This window comes from Pseudarthrobacter sp. NPDC092424, from assembly GCF_044754925.1.
Classification (GTDB): domain Bacteria; phylum Actinomycetota; class Actinomycetes; order Actinomycetales; family Micrococcaceae; genus Arthrobacter.
The window spans coordinates 48568-66118 of the sequence record NZ_JBIVQC010000003.1 but is presented as its reverse complement, the minus strand read 5'-3'; the positions used below and the strand labels follow the sequence as shown (position 1 = coordinate 66118).

Below are 17551 nucleotides of genomic sequence, written 5' to 3'. Positions count from 1 at the left end.
CGTGACCAACCTGAACGCCGTTGACCCGGCAGCCGTGGCGCAGGAGGCGCACCTGGAAAGCGCCGACGTCGTTATTGGAAAATCCACCATTATCCTCCGGCGGTTCCTGCGGAACCGGACCGCCGTAGCGGGCCTGGCGATCTTCCTTGCACTGACCCTCTTCTCCCTGGTGGGCGGCTACTTCACGCCCTGGGACAAAGAAACCATCGACCCCTTCAACATCGGCATGCCGCCATCGGGGGACCATTACCTGGGAACGTCCCAGGCGGGCATCGACCTCTATGCCATGACCGTCGAGGGCACCCGGATCTCCATCCTGATCGGCCTGGTAGTGGGCCTGGCATCCGTCCTCGTGGCCGCCGTTTACGGGTGCACCATGGCCTATTTCGGCGGCAAGGTGGACAAGGTCATGCTCTTTGTCCTCGAGGCGCTCATCATGATGCCCGCCCTGCTCGTTGTGGCAGTGGCCACCAGCGGCGGCGGTGAAGGCCTCAAGCGGGACCTGCCGTCCTGGTTCCTGTTGATCATGGTGCTGCTCGTCTTCAGCTGGATGGGGACTGCCAGGCTTATCCGGTCCCTCTCCATGTCCCTCATGCAGCGTGATTTCGTCAAAGCTGCCCAGTACATGGGCGTCCCGCCCCGCCGGATCGTCTGGCGCCACCTGGTCCCGAACATCGGCTCGCTCCTGGTCCTGGACATCACCCGCGGCGTCACCGGTGCCATCCTCGCCGAGGTGGCCTTCTCGTTCATCGGCATCGGCATCAAGGTGCCGGACGTGAGCCTGGGCGTCCTGATCGGTGGCGCCACGTCCCAGGTCCAGACCTTTCCGTGGATGTTCTGGGTGCCGCTGACGGTGATGTTCCTGCTGACCGGTTCCCTGGCCATGATGAACGACGGGTTGCGGGATGCCTTCGATCCGAACAGCAGTTCCATCGGCGGGGCCAGGAAGCGCCGGCAGCGTAAGTCCCCGGCCGGCGGCAGCACAGCAACCCCCGGCGTGGAGAAGATGACAGCATGAGCAGCGAAATCAGCACCGGCCCCGTAGAGCCGTCTGCCACAACGGTGGAACGGCTGCAGATTGCCGGGCTCCACGCCGGGCCGTTGGCCGCGCACCGGGATGCCGTCCTGTCCGTCCGCGGGCTGAACGTCCGCTTCAACTCGGAGAACGGCGTGGTGCACGCGGTCCGTGGCGTTGACTTCGACCTCATGGCCGGCAAGACGCTCGGCATCGTGGGAGAGTCAGGGTCCGGCAAGTCCGTCACGTCCCTGGCCGTCATGGGCCTGCTGCCATCCACGGCCGATGTGACAGGCTCCGTCCGGCTCCGGGGCAAGGAACTGCTGGGTCTCAGTGACAAGGCAATGTGCGCCTACCGCGGCAACGAGCTGGCCATGGTCTTCCAGGACCCGCTGTCCTCCCTGACGCCCGTCTATACCGTGGGAACCCAGATCGTCGAGGCGCTGACTGTCCACAACCCCGGCATGAGCAGGCACGCCAAAGAAGCCCGCGCCGTCGAGCTCCTTGCCATGGTGGGCATCCCCAGTCCGCGGGACCGGCTCAAGGCTTTCCCGCACGAATTCTCCGGCGGCATGCGCCAGCGAGTGATGATCGCCATCGCCATCGCCAACAACCCGCGCGTCCTCATCGCAGACGAACCCACCACGGCCCTGGACGTGACCATCCAGGCGCAGGTGCTGGAGGTGCTGCACACGGCGCAGGAGGAAACGGGCGCCGCCGTCGTGATGATCACCCACGACCTTGGCGTGGTTGCCGGGATGGCGGACGAGATCATGGTGATGTACGCGGGAAAACCCGTGGAAACCGGGCCGGTGGACGAGCTCTACTACAACCCGCGCATGCCGTACACCATGGGCCTGCTCGGCGCCGTTCCGCGCGTGGATGCGGCGGAGAAAGCGTCGCTGGTGCCCATCGAGGGAATGCCGCCAAACCTCATCCATGAGCCCACCGGCTGTTCCTTCGCACCGCGCTGTCCCCTGGCCTCGGAGCCGTGCCTGCAGGGCGAACCGCCGCTGCAGCCCGTGACTGTCGACGGGCTGCACCATGCCGCGTGCATCAAGTCCGAAGCGCTCGGTGGGGGCGTGGATGTCCATGACATCTTCGCTGCGCCGCCAGTCCCCGTTTCGCGTTTCGACGCCATCCCGCGCGGGGAACGGGCCACCGTGTTGCAGCTGACCGATGTGCGAAAGCATTTCCCGCTCACAAAGGGGGCCCTCATGAAGCGGCGGATCGGCACGGTGAAGGCAGTGGACGGGCTGAGCTTCGACATCCGTGAGGGTGAGTGCTTCTCCATCGTGGGTGAATCCGGCTCCGGCAAGACCACCACGCTCCTGGAGATCATGGAGTTCCACAAGGACCAGGACGGCGAGGTGGTGATCGGCGGCATCAGCAACAAGCTGGCGGCTGATGCCAAAACCAAGAGCGCCATGCGCCGGGAACTGCAGATGGTCTTCCAGGATCCCACCGGTGCGCTGGACCCCCGCTTCACCGTCTATGAGGTCCTGGCCGAGCCGCTGCAGAACGCCGGCCTGGACCGCAAGGCCATCCGGACCCGCATCATGGAGTTGATGAAGCTGGTGGGCCTGCAGCCGGACCACGTGAACCGCTTTCCGAACCAGTTTTCTGGCGGCCAGCGGCAGCGCATCGGCATTGCCCGCGCGCTTGCGGTCAACCCCAAGCTCGTGGTCCTGGACGAGCCCGTCTCCGCGCTGGACGTGTCCGTGCAGGCCGGCGTCATCAACCTCCTGGACAAGCTGCGGGCAGAGCTGGGCCTCAGTTACCTGCTGGTGGCCCATGACCTGTCCGTGGTGCGGCACATCTCCAACCGCGTGGCCGTCATGTACCTGGGCAAGATCGTGGAAATCGGCGAGGTGGACCGGGTCTTCGGCAACCCCCGGCACCCGTACACCCGGGCGCTCCTCTCCGCCATCCCGGTGCCGGACCCGCAGCTGGAACGCACCCGGGAACGCATCATCCTCCAGGGCGACGTGCCGTCCCCGCTGGACGCACCCAAGGGCTGCAACTTCGCCACCCGCTGCCCCGTTTACGCGGCGCTTCCGGCGGCCAGGCAGGAGCAGTGCCGCACCCTGGAACCGCCCCTGGAGCCCGCCGGTCCGTCCGTGGCCGTACAGGCCCTCGAAGGGGCGCCGGAGACCCCCGTTGACCAGCGGTTCGCCTGCTTCTTCCCCGATGGGGAAATCGACCACGACATGCTGGTGAGCCATGGCGACGCCGGGCACACTGCGCCCTAGGATTCTTTCGGCACTTCACACGCTTCACATCCGTACCAACACCCGCACAATGAAGGGAACACCATGAGGAACATGACCAGGATCGGCGGCGTCGCGGCAGTAGCTGCTGCCCTGGCGCTGACGGCATGCGGCGGCGGCTCCACCGGCCCCGATGCAGGCAAGGGGCAGGAGGCAGGCAGCGACCTGTCCAAGCTCATCAGCGTTAACGAAAAGCCCGCAGCCGACCTGGAACCTGGCGGGAAGGTCACCCTGCCGCTGGGCAGCATCGGCCCAAACTTCAACGGTTTCTCGAACGACGGCAACAGCTCGGACAATTCCGCACTGCAGATTCCGATGAACCCGGTTGCCATCAACAGCGGCGGCATCGGCGGCTGCTGGAAGGTGAACTTCGAGGGCAAGGCCTCGCCCAACCCCGATTTCTGCGAGTCCGTGGACAGCAAGGTGGAGGACGGCAAGCAGACCATCACCATCAAGGTCAATGAGAAGGCCACGTACAACGACGGCACGCCCATCGACGTCAAGGCCTTCCAGAACACCTGGAACATCCTGAAGAGCCCGGACGCCGGTTACGACATTGTCAGCCCGGGCGCCTATGAGTTCGTTGAGTCCGTGGAGGCCGGCGCGAATGACAAGGAAGTCATCGTCAAGACATCCCGTCCGGTGTACCCCCTGGAGTCGCTCTTCTTCGGCCTGATCCACCCGGCAGTGAATTCCCCGGAGGTCTTCAACGAGGGATTCGTCGGCGAGATGCACCCCGAATGGATGGCCGGCCCCTTCAAGCTGGACCAGTACGACTCCGCTGCCCTGACGGTGACCCTGGTCCCCAACGAGAAATGGTGGGGCAACAAGCCGGTCCTGGAAAGCGTCGTGTTCCGCCAGCTGGAAACGAGTGCGCAGGTGGCTGCCTTCAAGAACGGTGAGATCGACGCCGTCTCCGCGAACACCATCGCCCTGTACAAGCAGCTCGAAGGCAGCAAGGACGCCGAAGTCCGCCGTGGCCAGCGACTGTTCGCCGGCGGCCTGAACCTGAATGCCCAGAAGATTACCGACGTGGCGGTCCGCAAGGCCATCTTCAGCGCCGTGGACCGCGAGGCCCTCCGCAAGGTGCGCTTCAACGGCCTGAACTGGGAAGAGCCCAGCTCCGGCTCCATGATGCTCCTGCCCTTCTCCGACTACTACCAGGACAACTACCCCGTGACGGAGACTGGTCCGGAGGCAGCCAAGAAGGTCCTCACCGAGGCCGGCTACACCGAAAACGCCGACGGCATCATGGAGAAGGACGGCAAACCCGTGTCCTTCAGGATCAGCAACTTCGGTGACGACCCCACCACCCTCGCCTTCACCCAGACGCTGCAGAAGCAGCTCCAGGCCGGCGGCATGGAGGTGGGCATCGACCAGCGCGCCTCCGCCGACTTTGGCAAGGTCATTGGCGGCCGGGACTTCGACCTGAGCGTCTCCGGATACACGGTGGGCGCCGACGCCACGGACTCGGTCAAGCAGTACTACGACTCCAAGACCAACGTAAACGGCCTGGGCGACGCGGAACTGGACAAGAAGATCGCCGACCTCGCCTCCATCGAGGATGGCGCGGAACGCAACAAGGCAGCAATGGACGTCGAGAAGGAGCACATGGCGAAGTACTTCTCCATGGGCCCGGTCATGAACGGCCCGCAGATCTCCTTCGTCCGCACCGGCCTGGCCAACTACGGCCCGTCACTGTTCCAGAGCCTGTCCCAGGTTCCGGACTGGACCACCATCGGCTGGGAAAAGAAGTAACACCCCACGCGACGCTCTCTCACTTAATGTGGGTTTTTCACCAACGCTCTCTCACTTCCGGAACGCACATCCACCGGAAGTGAGAGAGCGTTTGGTTTTGATGCGCATTAAGTGAGAGAGGGTGCGGGGGTAGCGTTGGCGGGATGAGCCGAACTGAAGCCTCCCTGCCAACCATCCGCACCGCCGTCGTGGGTTATGGGCTCTCCGGGCGCGTTTTCCACGCTCCCTTCATCGCAGCCGACCCGCGGTACTCCTTGGAGGTCATTGCAACGTCCGACGCCGGCCGGCAGGCAGCCGCCCTGGCGCGCCATCCGGGGGCCAGGACCGTGCCCGACGCCGCCGCGGTTTTCGGGCTCGCCGCCGGACTGGACCTGGTGGTCCTGGGTACCCCGCCGGCCACGCACTACCCGTTGGCGAAGGCGGCCCTCGAAGCCGGGCTGGACGTGGTGGTGGACAAGCCATTTGCCGTGACCAGCGGCGAGGGCCGGGAACTGGTCAGGCTGGCAAAGGATCTGGGCAGGGTGCTCACCGTTTTCCACAACCGACGGTGGGACGGCGATTTCCTGACGGTACGGAAGCTTCTGGCCGCGGACGTGCTGGGCACGGTCACGAGGTTTGAGTCGCGGTTTGAGCGGTGGCAGCCGGTGGTGTCCAAGCCGTGGAAGGCCGCGGCCACGCCGGAGCAAGGCGGCGGTGTGCTGTTCGATCTGGGCAGCCACCTGATTGACCAGGCGCTGCAGCTGTTCGGTCCGGCCCGCGTGGTCCACGCCGAGCTGGACGCCCGCCGCCCGGACGCCCGCGCTGAGGACGACGCGTTCCTGGTGCTGCGCCACGGTTCAGGAGTGTCGAGCCACCTCACCATGAACCTCATGTGCGCCCAGCAGGGGCACCGGTTCCGGGTGCTGGGATCCGAAGGGGGCTACACCAAGAAGGGGGTGGACCCGCAGGAACCGTACATCGAGGCGGGGGGAAGCCCGCTCGATCCGGACTTCGGCCTGGAGGCGCCGGAATGGGCAGGGCTGCTGGGCCGTGACGGCCACCTTGATGCCCTGCCCACCGAACGCGGCGCATACTCCGAGTTTTACCGGATCCTGGCGGACAGGATCCTGGCCGGCCCCACCCCGGCGGCGCCCCTCCCGGTTAACCCGGAAGACGCCGTCGGGGTCCTCGAGATCATCGAGGAGGCCAGGGCACTGGCCTAGGTCAGGCGGAAACCAGCTCGTGCCAGTCGGCGACGAGGGGCAGGTTATGCGCCTCGGAGACCGAGTGGTGCGCCACGTGGCCGGCGGCGATGTTGAGTCCGGCGGCCAGGGCGGGGTCGCGGTCGAAGGCGGCCTTGACGCCCAGGTTGGCCAGGGAGACCGCGTAGCGCAGGGTGACGTTGGTCAGTGCGTACGTGGACGTGTTCGGCACGGCGCCGGGCATGTTCGCCACGCAGTAGAAGATGGTGTTGTGCACCTTGTACGTGGGCTCCTGGTGCGTGGTGGGACGGGTGTCCTCGAAGCAGCCGCCCTGGTCCACGGCGATGTCCACCAGCACCGAACCCGGCTTCATGCGGGCCACGAGGTCGTTGGTGACCAGCTTGGGGGCCTTGGCGCCGGGGATCAGCACCGAGCCGATGACCAGGTCGGCGTCCACCACGGACTTCTCGATCTCGTACTTGTTCGAGGCCACGGTCTTCAGCCGGCCCTGGTACTGGGCGTCGAGTTCGCGGAGGCGGTTGATGTTGATGTCCAGGATGGTGACGTCGGCGCCGAGGCCCAGGGCCATGGCTGCGGCGTTGGTGCCGGCCACGCCCGCACCGAGGACAACAACCTTCGCGGGACGGACGCCGGGGACGCCGCCCAGCAGGACGCCCTTGCCGCCGGCGGGGGCCATCAGGGAGGTGGCGCCAACCTGGACGGACAGGCGGCCGGCAACCTCGGACATCGGGGCCAGCAGCGGCAGGGCGCGGCCGTCCTGGACGGTTTCGTAGGCGATGGCGGTGACGCCGGAGTTGATCAGTTCCTGCGTCAGCTCGGGCTCAGCGGCGAGGTGCAGGTAGGTGAAGAGGATCAGGCCCTTGCGGAAGCGGTGGTATTCGGCCTTGACCGGCTCCTTGACCTTCATGACCATGTCCGCGCGGCCCCAGACGTCGTCCGCTTCGTTGACGATCTCGGCGCCGGCGATCGCGTACTCCTCGTCGGTGATGCCGGAGCCCAGGCCCGCGCCGCGCTCCACCAGGACGGTGTGGCCGTGGGTGCGGAACTCGTGGACGCCGGCGGCGGTGATGGCCACCCGGAATTCGTTGTTCTTGATTTCTTTGGGGACACCGATGATCATTTTGGGCTCCAGTTCTCGGCCGGTTTGCCGGAAAAAGGTGGAAGAGGATTCGTTAATCCACGATAGGACCGGTTGTGAGCCACCCGACACGGGCCCGCCGGCCCCCGGCATAGGTCGTCCGCGGAAATTCGCGGATTTTTACCCCGCTGGCGCGACATTTGTTCAGTCGGAGAGCGTCAGGTGTCGCCTCATGTCCGTTCGTCGGGGAGCCCTTCCAGGCAGTACTCTTGGCCCATGCAGCAGGATGTGGAGCAGCTCGTTGAGCAGGTGGCGCAGAAGCTGGGCCGGGGCCTTTCGCTTGAGGACCTGGACGGGCTGCTGCTGGCCTACAGTTCCAACCAGTCCCACGCCGACCGTGTCCGGGTCAATTTCCTGCTGAGCAAAAAGGTGCCGGCGGACGTGAGTGCGTGGCAGCTGTCGCATGGCATCGCCACGGCGGTGCGGCCCGTGGTGGTGCCCGGAAACCCGGACCTGGGCATGCTGGGCCGGGTGTGCGTGCCCCTCCTCGTACGGGGTTTCCGCGTGGGGTACCTCTGGGTGCAGCAGGACTCGGCGGAGGAAAGCCCGACGGCGATCCTCACCCAGTTGCCCGGCGTCAGCCATGAGCTGGAGACGCTGTCCGGGCTGCTTTTGGATTCCAATACCGCCGAATCCGAGTTCCGCCGAAGCCGCGAACGGGAATTTCTGGCCGCATGCGCCGGTGAACCGAATGCCGTGGCGGCGGTGGCCGGGTGGAAGGAAGTGCAGGGCCGCGGGCCTTGGCAGGTGGTGACCGTGCTGGACTCTGACGGCTGGTCCGGCGGCCCGGACCCCATCGCGTCCACCCTGATCCACCGGTCGGCAGCGCTGCAGGCCACCATCGGCGTCGACTCCGCCCTCTTCAGCGCCGGCACGGAGACCCACTCGGTGGTGCTGTTCCGCGAAACGTCCGGACGGGCCAGCCACGCGCAGGTCCTGGTCCACTACCAGCTGGAGCTTGCCAAGCGCTCCGGCCGTCCGGTGCACCGGATCATCCTGGGTATCAGCGAAGGGTTTGCCCGCCCCCGTGAACTGGCTGAAGCGTACCGGCAGTCAAAGCAGGCCGCGCAGGCAGCCGCCGTGGACCCTCAGCTGGGCGAACTGGTGGACTGCCGGGCCACCGGCGTCTACCAGCTACTGGCGTCCGCCGGGGGAGGGGCCGGCGCGTGGGCGGATACCGGCTCCGTCTACTACCGGATGCTGGAGGACCACGACCGCAACGCGGAACTCATTCCCGTCCTGGAACTGCTCTATGACAATGACGGCTCAGTGCAGGACGTGGCCGCTAAACTCCACCTGCACCGCAGCAGCATCTACAACCGGTTGGGCCGCATTCGGCAGCTCCTGGGCGTGGACCCGCTCAAGGGGATGCCCCGGCTGGAACTCCACGCCGCGCTCAAGATGCGGCGCTGGGCGGCGAGGCCGCGCATCTGAGGAGCTCCGCCGGCGTCGTACTCTAATGCCGGCTCCTACCTTAGTAAGGCAGGCGCCCCCGGACTCAGGTGCGCCGCGCGGTGGCGGTGACAAAGTGCCGGATGGCCGACGCCACGGCGTCCGGGCGGAGGTGCTGCGCTACGTGGCCCGCGCCGGGAATCTCCACGAAGCGGCCCTGGGGAACGGCCTCGGCCAGGTGGCGGGACCAGCCGGGCCCGGCCACGTGGTCGCGTTCGCCGCGGAGCACCAGGACGGGAGCGGCCACGGCGCGGAGCCGCTCCTCGGTGCGGTAGGCCATCATTACGGGCAGCTCGGTGAAGTACCAGCGGGGGCCGCAACGGAGGTAATCGGTGAACACAGCCCAGTTGGAGGACGGGGTCTCAGCCAGCAGCGCGTCCAGGAACAGCGCCAGCGACTGACGCCGGACGTTCCGGTAGCGTGAATCCACCACCGGCCCCATCAGTACCAGCTGTTCCGCCCGTTCGGGCGCTGCGAGGGCCGCCTCAATGGCGAACTGTGCGCCCATCGAGTGGCCCACCAGGATGTAGGAAGTGATACCGCATGCAGCGAGTGCCTCGGCGATGAACGCGCCGTAATCAACAACGGACAGCTGCCGTTCCGGTTTGGGGGTGCCGGCGAACCCGGGCAGGTCCAGGGAGTATGTAGGGGCCGACGCCGAGAGCACCACGTGCAGGCGCGCCAGGTACCGGTGGGACACGCCGATGCCGTGGATCAGCACGTACGCAGCTTGTCCTTCGCCTGAACCTGTCGCCGCCACGGAGGCGGCCGCCGGTTCACCGCCCCGCGGCGCAGGCGTCCCGCCGGACCAGAGGATCCGGCCCGTAAGCCCGCGGGCATGGAGGGCCTGCGACTGCAGCTTCACGCCTGGTCCCCGGTCCCGTCGGCCTTTCTCTTCTGCCCCTCCAGCCAAGCCATGATGGCGGCCTGCCGGATGCGCCGGTGCGTGCCGCGGTACTCCACCGGGATCTCGCCCCGGTCCGTCATGTTGCGCAGGTACGTGTGCGAGATGCCGGCCAGTTCCGCGGCCTGCGACGTGGTCAGCATTTCCTCCACGCTGCTGACGGTCACGGTTTCGCCGCGGCCCAGCCGCGCCAGGAGGTCCACGACGGCGTCCCTCGCCTGCCCTGGCAGGCGGTGGACGGTGCCGTCAACGAAAACCGTGATGTCCTGCCCGCCCTCCAGCGCGCGGGCGAGGCTGTGCGCGTCCTCAGTGGGCAGGCCGGCCGTGACCCGGGGAGCTATCAATGCCATGGCAGAAGCCTAGCTGTCGATACACACAGCGCGGGAAGTTACAGGCCAAGCTCCGCAAGGACCGGCAGCTTCTCCCGCACCCAGGCCCGGGCCTCTGTGGCGCTCGGGGCTGAGAGGGCCAGCTTGGCCAGCTCCTGGGCCTCGGCCAGGGTCACGGTCTTGAGCACGGCCGCCACGGCGGCAAGGGAACGCGCAGTCATGGACAGGGTGGTCACGCCCAGACCGGTTAGGACGACGGCGAGGGCGGGGTCCGCGGCAGCCTCACCGCAGACACCGACGGGTTTGTTGCTGCCTTCGGCCCGCGAACCTTCCACGGTCAGGCCCACCAGCCGCAGGACGGCGGGCTGCCAGGGAGTGTTCAGGTTGGCGAGCGGGCCGAGCTGGCGGTCCGCGGCCATGGCGTACTGGGTGAGGTCATTGGTGCCCAGGCTGGCGAACTCCACCTCGCGCAGGATGGACTCGGCCGTCAGGGCGGCGGAGGGAACCTCCACCATCACTCCGGGAGTCTTGATGCCGGCGTCCGCGCACATGGACGCGAAGCGGGCGGCCTCCTCCGCGGTGGAAATCATCGGGGCCATGACCCACACATCCGCCCGGGACTGGCCAGCAGCCAGAGCGATGGCCTCCAGCTGGCGGTCCAGGACGCCGGGGGTGGTGAAGTCGGTGCGGTAACCGCGCACGCCGAGGGCCGGGTTGGGTTCCGTGGAGTCCGTGAGGAAGGGCAGCGGCTTGTCGGCGCCGGCGTCCAGGGTGCGCAGGACCACCTTCTTGCCCGGGAAGGCGTCGAAGACGCTTTTGTAGGCTGCGGCCTGCTCTTCCACGGAAGGCTCGGTATCCCGTTCCAGGAAGCAGAACTCGGTACGGAACAAGCCCACGCCCTGGGCGCCCAACTTGGCGGCAGCCTCTGCGTCCTTGCCACCGCCCACGTTGGCCAGCAACGGCACCTCATGCCCGTCCGCCGTCACGCCGGTGCCGGTGAACTCGGCCAGCAGTGATGCCGTGGCCGCCCAGGCCTCAGCGGCTTCGCGGAGCTCCGCGTCCGGTTCCGCGATGACGGTGCCGGCGGCGCCGTCCACGTACACCTCGGTGCCGTCAGGGAGTTCGTCAACGCCGACTGCGGCCACTACCGCGGGCAGTCCCAAAGAGCGGGCGATGATGGCGGTATGCGACTGCGGCCCGCCGCCGGAGGTCACCAGGGCAAGGACCTTGTTGGGGTCCAGGGTGGCGGTGTCTGCCGGGGCAAGGTCGTCCGCCACGAGGACGAAGGGGGTCTCCGAGGCCGGGATACCGGGCGCTGCAACGCCGCGCAGCTCCGCGACGATCCGGGCGCGGACGTCCAGGACATCGGTGGCGCGCTCGGCCATGTAGCCGCCCAGGTTGAGCAGCATCTCCGAGACGGAGGAGCCGGATTCCCAGATGGCCCGTTCTGCCGAGGTCCCGCGCGCAACCAGCTTGGCTGCGCCCTTGAGGAGCATGGTGTCCTTGGCCATCAGCGCGGTAGCCTCGAGGACCGCCTTGCCGTCACCGCTGGCGTGCGCCGCGCGGGCCTTCAGCTCGTCATGGACGGCGGTGGCGGCGGCTTTCAGTGCTGCCGTGGCTTCCTCAGGAGTGGTGCCTTCTGCCAGCTGCTGGCCTGCGGGCGGTTCGCTGATGGGCTTGGGCATCTGCCGGACGGTGCCGATGATGCGGCCGGGGCTGACGCCAACTCCTGGGAAGTTCTGCACTGAAGGTCCTTAGTGTCTACGGGAACGTGCTGGAAAAAATTGTATGTGATTCAGTTCATATAGCGTTGCTATAGGTGCTAGGGTAGCGGTTATGAGTTTGGATGGCCAGCTTCCCCCCAAAATGCGACTGCTGCGCGCTGCGGCGGAATTGTTGGCCAAATCCGCGGGGGCGCCAGTCTCCACCCGCCAGATCACCCAGCTGGCGGGCGTCACCGCCCCCACGCTGTACCACCACTTCGGTGACAAGGAAGGCCTCTTCGACGCCGTTGTAGCGGCGGGCTTCGAGGAGTATGTCGCCGGAGAGCGGGATTTCGCACCTTCCGGCAATCCCCTCGAGGACATCCGGAGAATGTGGGACAACCATGTCCGGTTCGGCCTCAACCAGCCGGAGCTGTACCTGGTGATGTTCGGCAACATCCGCCCGGAAAGCCGTCCTGCCATCGTGGCTGATGCAGAAGCGCTCATGGAGGAAATGCTGAACAAGGCAGCGGTGGCGGGCCAGCTGAACGTCCAGCCGCGCGAGGCTGCCAGGTCCATCCTGGCGGCCAACGTGGGCGTGACGCTGATGCTGATTGCGGAGCCCGCCGCAGAACGGAACCTTGAACTGTCCACCATGACCCGTGACGCCATGATTTTCGCGGTGTCCGCAGAGCCGGCCGCCGGCGCGGCCCCCGGCGGCACCGGAAAGTCCTCGGTGGTGGTGGCAGCGATCGCCCTGAACGCCGCACTTCAGGCCTCGCACTCTGACCAGCTCTCCAGCTCGGAACTCAAACTGTTCCTCGAATGGCTTCACCGGATCAGCGCCAGCTCGTAAACATCGGACCATCCTGCGCAGCTGCAGGAATAACGGTTAGGAATTCACATGGCAACAGAGACAGTTGCAAAGCCACGCACCAGCGCGCGCGTGCACGTCCAGAAGTTCGGCACCTTCCTCTCCGGGATGATCATGCCCAACATCGGCGCGTTTATCGCCTGGGGCATCATCACGGCCCTGTTCATCGAGAAGGGCTGGCTGCCGGTGCCGGAACTGGGCGGCTTCGGCACCAACGCCGACGGCGATCCCAACACCGGCCTGGTGGGCCCCATGATCACCTACCTGCTGCCCCTCCTGATCGCCTACACGGGCGGACGTATGGTCTATGACGTCCGTGGCGGCGTAGTGGGCGCCATCGGCACCATGGGCGTGATCGTGGGCGCCGGCATCCCGATGTTCATCGGCGCCATGATCATGGGCCCGCTGGGCGGCTGGACCATGAAGAAGCTCGACGCGCTCTGGGACGGCAGGATCCGCCCGGGCTTTGAGATGCTGGTGAACAACTTCTCCGCCGGCATCTGGGGCGCGCTCCTGGCCATGCTGGGCTTCTACGGCATTTCGCCGCTGGTCAAGGCATTCAGCGAGGGTGCCGGAAATGTTGTCCAGTTCCTGGTGGACAACGGCCTGCTGCCGCTGACCAGCATCTTCATCGAGCCCGCGAAGGTGCTCTTCCTGAACAACGCCATCAACCACGGCGTGCTCACCCCGCTGGGTGTCCAGCAGTCCCTGGAACAGGGCAAGTCCATCCTGTTCCTGCTTGAAGCCAATCCCGGACCCGGCCTGGGCATCCTGCTGGCCTACATGTTCTTTGGCCGCGGCGTGGCCAAGGCTTCTGCCCCCGGCGCGGCCATCATCCACTTCCTTGGCGGCATCCACGAGATCTACTTCCCCTACGTGCTGATGCGCCCCCTGCTGATCCTGGCGGCCATCGCCGGCGGCATGACGGGTGTTGCCACGCTTGCCATCACCGGTTCCGGCCTGGTTGCCCCGGCAGCGCCGGGTTCCATCATCGCGGTGCTCGCCCAGACTTCGCGCGACAGCTACGTGGGCGTCATCCTCTCGGTGCTGCTGGCCGCCACGGTGTCTTTCCTGGTGGCGTCGGTGATCCTCAAGACCACCAAGCACAGCGACGAGGTGGACCTCCACGACGCTACCGCGAAGATGGAGCAGATGAAGGGCAAGAAGAGCTCGGTTGCCTCCACCCTGACCGGTGCCGGCGCGGGTGGCGTGGCTGTCCTGGCCGGACCGGTGCGCAACATCGTATTCGCGTGCGACGCCGGCATGGGCTCCAGCGCCATGGGCGCCTCCGTGCTGCGGAACAAGATCAAAGCGGCCGGCTTCCCGGACGTGAAGGTTACCAACGCCTCCATCGCCAACCTCAGCGACACCTACGACGTTGTGGTCACCCACCAGGACCTCACCGAACGGGCCAGGCACTCCACCGGGAGCGCCCTGCACTACTCCGTGGACAACTTCATGAACAGCCCCCGCTATGACGAGATCGTGGAGCTGGTCCGGGAGAAGAACGCCACGGGCGACGACCGTGCTGCCGCCCCCCACGGCGCGCACGCCGCCGACGCTCCGGTGGATGCAACTCCCGCAAGTGCAGCCCCCGAGGTGCTGGCCCGCGAAAGCGTGATCCTGGAAGGTTCCGCCACCACGCGCGACGCCGCCATCGACGAGGCAGGGCAGCTGCTGCTTGCCCGGGGCGCCGTGGATGAGGGCTACCTGGCCGCGATGCACGAGCGCGAGGAATCCGTGTCCACGTACATGGGCAGCTACCTGGCCATCCCGCACGGCACCAACGCCGCGAAGGACCACATCCGTTCGTCCGCCGTCTCCGTGGTGCGCTACCCGCAGGGCATCGACTGGAACGGCAAGGAGGTCAAGTTCGTGGTGGGCGTGGCCGGTGTGAACAACGAGCACCTGCACATCCTGTCCTCCATCGCCAAGGTGTTCACGGACAAGGAGCAGGTGGCCCGGCTTGAGGCCGCCACCACCGTGGACGAAGTCCTGTCGCTCTTCGGAAAGGTCAATTCCTAGTGAAGGCTGTTCATTTCGGCGCAGGGAACATCGGCCGCGGCTTCGTAGGCCTGCTGCTGCACGACGCCGGCTACGAGGTGGTTTTCGCGGACGTCGCAGAGGGGCTGATCAACCAACTGGCGGCCGCGGACAGCTACAGCGTGCACGAGGTGGGGGAGAACCCGGCCGTGCGGACGGTGGAGAACTTCCGCGCGCTGAATTCCACCACGCAGGAGGCGGAGCTCGTCGCGGAAATCGCGACGGCGGATATCGTCACCACTGCGGTGGGCCCGCACATCCTGAAGTTCGTGGCGCCCGCCATTGCGCGGGGCATCGTTGCGCGGGAGCCCGGCCTGGCACCGCTGCAGGTGATGGCGTGCGAGAACGCTATCAACGCCACGGACATCCTGGCCAAGGAGGTGGGCGCCCAGCCGGGCGCCGCCGCGGGTTCCCTGGACGGCAAGGTGGTGTTCGCCAACACCGCCGTGGACCGGATCGTGCCCAACCAGGAGCCCGGCCAGGGCCTGGACGTCACCGTGGAGACTTTCTACGAGTGGGTCATCGACCGCACCGCGTTCGGCGATGCCGCTCCGGTGATTCCCGGTGCCACCTTCGTGGACGAGCTCTCCCCGTACATCGAGCGGAAGCTGTTCACCGTTAACACGGGGCACGCCTCGGCCGCGTATCTCGGGTTCGAGGCCGGGCTGGAGAAGATCTCCGACGCGATGGCGGACCAGGACGTGGCCGAGGACGTCCGGGCGGTTCTGGAGGAGACCAAGCAGCTTCTGGTGGCCAAGCACGGGTTCAGCAACGGCGAGCAGGAGGCGTATGTCCAGAAGATCCTGGTCCGCTTCGCCAACCCCTACCTGCCGGACACCGTCACCCGCGTGGGCCGCGCGCCGCTGCGGAAGCTGAGCCGGCACGAACGGTTCATTGGGCCGGCGGCCGAGCTTGCCGAGCGCGGCGTGGTGCCGGAGGCGCTGCTGGGGGCCATCGCCGCCGCGCTGCGCTTCACCGATCCCGCGGATTCCGAGGCCACCGAGTTGGCGGCCATTCTCGCCGCCGAAAGCGCGGCAGGGGCCACCGCCCGCATCACCGGACTGGAGCCGGAGCACCCGCTGTTCAACGCCGTCGCCACCCTGGTGGAGGAGCGTCAGGCGGAGCTGGCAGCCGCCTCCGCCTGACTCCAAGGTGGGACGCTCTCTCACTTAACGCGGCTTTTTCGGCATCGCTCGTGCAGATCATGTCGCTTTTGACGCAACCCTCCTGCAATCACGACGCCGGTACTCACCCGAGTGCCGGCGTCGTGCGCTTTCTCACGTGGCGAAGCCGCAGTTTCCGCCCTGACGTCGTTGCCGGTTAGTGAGAGAGCGCCGGCAATGATGGCGCATTAAGTGAGAGAGCGTTCGGAGAGGGGACGGGCGCGGTCCTTGATGTACCGCCCAGGGACACCTAAACCCGGGCCGAGCCCTTCGCCACGAACAGCGTCTCCGCCTGTTCCAGGGACATCCCGTTGGTCTCGGGCACCTTGAACATGACGAAGAAGAAGGACGCCGCGGCGAACAATGCATACATGGCGTACGTCAGCGGCAGTGATCCCGCGGCCATCACCGGGAAGCTGAGCGTGATGGCAAAGTTCGCTACCCACTGCGCTGCTGCGGCCAGGCCGAGCGCGCGGGCACGGATCCGGGACGGGAAGATCTCGCCCAGCAGAACCCACACCAGCGGGCCCCAGGAGGCGCCGAAACTGACCACGAACACGTTCGCCGCAACCAGTGCCACGGGGCCCCACGCGCCGGGCAGCGAAATCCCGGACCCGGAACCGGTGGCCGACGAGAAGGCCAGCGCCATGGCGCCCAGGGACACTGCCATGCCCACGGAACCGGCCAGCAGGATGGGGCGGCGCCCGATCCGGTCCACCAGGGCGATAGCCACGAGGGTCACCAGGATATTGGTCACGGACGTTGCCACGGAGATGGCAAGCGAATCCTTTTCCTGGAAACCCACCGCCTTCCACAGCGTGGTGGAGTAGTAGAAGATCACGTTGATGCCCACGAACTGCTGGAGCACGGAGAGCGTGATGCCCACCCAAACCACGGCCTGCAGGCCAAACGTCTTGCCGCGCAGGGAGCCCTTCTGGCCGGCGAGCTTGTCGTCTTCGATGGCGTCGCGGATTTCGCGGATGTGCCGGTCCACGTCCCCGGCCGGTGCGATGGAGCCGAACACCTCCCGGGCCTGGTCTTCCTTGCCCTGGAACACCAGGAAGCGCGGGGATTCCGGCAGCGTGTAGGCCACCCAGCCGTACACCACGGCGGGAAGCGCGGCGGCCAGGAACATCCAGCGCCAGGCCTCGATGCCCAGCCAGAGCGGCTCGTCGGCTCCGCCCGCGCCGGTGGCCAGCAGCGCGTCGGACAGCAGTGCGGCGAAGATACCGGTAGTGATGGCCAGCTGCTGCAGCGATGCCAGCCGGCCGCGGACCTGCCGTGGCGAGATCTCGGAAATGTAGGCCGGCGCAATCACGGAAGCCAGTCCGATACCCAGGCCGCCCACCAGGCGCCAGAAGATCAGGTCCCACACGCTGAACGCGAAGCCAGTGCCCAGCGCGCTGACCAGGAACAGCAGTGCACCGATCTTCATGGCAGGGATCCGGCCGTAGCGGTCCGCCACCTTACCGGCCAGGTATGCACCGGCGGCGCAGCCCAGGAGTGCGATGGCCACGGCGAAGCCCGTGACGGCCTCGGACAGCGCAAATTCGTCCTTCATGGCGTCCACGGCGCCGTTCACCACGGACGAATCGAAACCGAACAGGAATCCGCCCACCGCCCCCGCGAGTGCCAGCCAGATCACCCGCCTCGGAATGTGCACGTTTGTCGGCTCCTGGGCAGTGGGCATGGTTCTCCCT

The 17551-nt window shown here is 66.9% G+C and carries 13 protein-coding genes; 8 read left to right on the top strand and 5 right to left on the bottom strand.

The window, feature by feature from the left end; all coding sequences use genetic code 11:
• Position 1: 1 nt before the first annotated feature.
• The 4 genes from ACIQCN_RS06020 (at position 2) to ACIQCN_RS06005 (ending at position 6245) form a co-directional block, all read left to right on the top strand.
• Complete coding sequence (locus ACIQCN_RS06020) at positions 2-1018, top strand: ABC transporter permease (protein WP_400607320.1); 1017 nt, start codon at positions 2-4, stop codon at positions 1016-1018.
• Positions 1015-3267 (top strand): dipeptide ABC transporter ATP-binding protein, encoded by a 2253-nt coding sequence (locus ACIQCN_RS06015; protein ID WP_400609921.1) that lies wholly within the window; start codon positions 1015-1017, stop codon positions 3265-3267. Before ACIQCN_RS06020 ends, ACIQCN_RS06015 begins: the two co-directional genes overlap by 4 nt.
• A gap of 63 nt (positions 3268-3330) precedes the next feature.
• Entirely contained in the window at positions 3331-5043 is a 1713-nt protein-coding gene (locus tag ACIQCN_RS06010; protein ID WP_400607325.1) for an ABC transporter family substrate-binding protein, read from the top strand.
• Positions 5044-5186: 143 nt separating this feature from the next.
• Positions 5187-6245 (top strand): Gfo/Idh/MocA family oxidoreductase, encoded by a 1059-nt coding sequence (locus ACIQCN_RS06005; protein WP_400609919.1) that lies wholly within the window; start codon positions 5187-5189, stop codon positions 6243-6245.
• A gap of 1 nt (position 6246) precedes the next feature.
• Here ACIQCN_RS06005 and ald read toward each other — a convergent pair whose 3' ends face one another.
• Positions 6247-7365: an alanine dehydrogenase gene (ald, locus tag ACIQCN_RS06000; protein WP_377216251.1), complete on the bottom strand. Its 1119-nt coding sequence runs from the start codon at positions 7363-7365 to the stop codon at positions 6247-6249.
• Positions 7366-7599: 234 nt separating this feature from the next.
• On the opposite strand from ald, the gene ACIQCN_RS05995 reads away from it, so the two are divergent.
• Entirely contained in the window at positions 7600-8817 is a 1218-nt protein-coding gene (locus ACIQCN_RS05995) for a PucR family transcriptional regulator (protein ID WP_400609917.1), read from the top strand.
• A gap of 64 nt (positions 8818-8881) precedes the next feature.
• Here ACIQCN_RS05995 and ACIQCN_RS05990 read toward each other — a convergent pair whose 3' ends face one another.
• The 3 genes from ACIQCN_RS05990 to ptsP are packed head-to-tail and all read right to left on the bottom strand — an operon-like array spanning position 8882 to position 11813.
• A complete protein-coding gene (locus tag ACIQCN_RS05990) occupies positions 8882-9700 on the bottom strand; it encodes an alpha/beta fold hydrolase (protein ID WP_400609915.1) in 819 nt (272 codons plus the stop codon).
• Complete coding sequence (locus ACIQCN_RS05985) at positions 9697-10089, bottom strand: helix-turn-helix domain-containing protein (RefSeq protein WP_400607332.1); 393 nt, start codon at positions 10087-10089, stop codon at positions 9697-9699. The genes ACIQCN_RS05990 and ACIQCN_RS05985 overlap by 4 nt, the downstream gene beginning before the upstream one ends.
• 38 nt (positions 10090-10127) lie before the next feature.
• Positions 10128-11813, bottom strand: coding sequence for a phosphoenolpyruvate--protein phosphotransferase (gene ptsP / locus ACIQCN_RS05980; RefSeq protein WP_400609914.1), 1686 nt, complete (start codon positions 11811-11813; stop codon positions 10128-10130).
• A 91-nt stretch (positions 11814-11904) separates the two neighbouring features.
• Here ptsP and ACIQCN_RS05975 point away from each other — a divergent pair, with 91 nt between their 5' ends.
• Genes ACIQCN_RS05975 through ACIQCN_RS05965 form a run of 3 tightly spaced genes read left to right on the top strand, consistent with a single transcriptional unit; the run spans position 11905 to position 15833 of the window.
• Complete coding sequence (locus tag ACIQCN_RS05975; RefSeq protein WP_400607336.1) at positions 11905-12627, top strand: TetR/AcrR family transcriptional regulator; 723 nt, start codon at positions 11905-11907, stop codon at positions 12625-12627.
• A gap of 48 nt (positions 12628-12675) precedes the next feature.
• Positions 12676-14670 (top strand): PTS mannitol transporter subunit IICBA, encoded by a 1995-nt coding sequence (locus ACIQCN_RS05970; protein WP_400609912.1) that lies wholly within the window; start codon positions 12676-12678, stop codon positions 14668-14670.
• Entirely contained in the window at positions 14670-15833 is a 1164-nt protein-coding gene (locus ACIQCN_RS05965) for a mannitol-1-phosphate 5-dehydrogenase (RefSeq protein WP_400609910.1), read from the top strand. Before ACIQCN_RS05970 ends, ACIQCN_RS05965 begins: the two co-directional genes overlap by 1 nt.
• 268 nt (positions 15834-16101) lie before the next feature.
• Here the strand turns inward: ACIQCN_RS05965 and ACIQCN_RS05960 are convergent, their stop codons facing one another.
• A complete protein-coding gene (locus ACIQCN_RS05960; RefSeq protein WP_400607341.1) occupies positions 16102-17541 on the bottom strand; it encodes a sugar porter family MFS transporter in 1440 nt (479 codons plus the stop codon).
• Positions 17542-17551 lie beyond the last annotated feature (10 nt).

Excerpts from the sequence above, each read along its gene's own strand:
- ACIQCN_RS06015 (WP_400609921.1), top strand. The coding sequence starts at position 1,015 with ATGAGCAGCGAAATCAGCACCGGCCCCGTAGAGCCGTCTGCCACAACG.
- ACIQCN_RS06010 (WP_400607325.1), top strand. The coding sequence starts at position 3,331 with ATGAGGAACATGACCAGGATCGGCGGCGTCGCGGCAGTAGCTGCTGCC.
- ACIQCN_RS06005 (WP_400609919.1), top strand. The coding sequence starts at position 5,187 with ATGAGCCGAACTGAAGCCTCCCTGCCAACCATCCGCACCGCCGTCGTG.
- ald (WP_377216251.1), bottom strand. The coding sequence starts at position 7,365 with ATGATCATCGGTGTCCCCAAAGAAATCAAGAACAACGAATTCCGGGTG.
- ACIQCN_RS05995 (WP_400609917.1), top strand. The coding sequence starts at position 7,600 with ATGCAGCAGGATGTGGAGCAGCTCGTTGAGCAGGTGGCGCAGAAGCTG.
- ACIQCN_RS05985 (WP_400607332.1), bottom strand. The coding sequence starts at position 10,089 with ATGGCATTGATAGCTCCCCGGGTCACGGCCGGCCTGCCCACTGAGGAC.
- ACIQCN_RS05975 (WP_400607336.1), top strand. The coding sequence starts at position 11,905 with ATGAGTTTGGATGGCCAGCTTCCCCCCAAAATGCGACTGCTGCGCGCT.
- ACIQCN_RS05970 (WP_400609912.1), top strand. The coding sequence starts at position 12,676 with ATGGCAACAGAGACAGTTGCAAAGCCACGCACCAGCGCGCGCGTGCAC.
- ACIQCN_RS05960 (WP_400607341.1), bottom strand. The coding sequence starts at position 17,541 with ATGCCCACTGCCCAGGAGCCGACAAACGTGCACATTCCGAGGCGGGTG.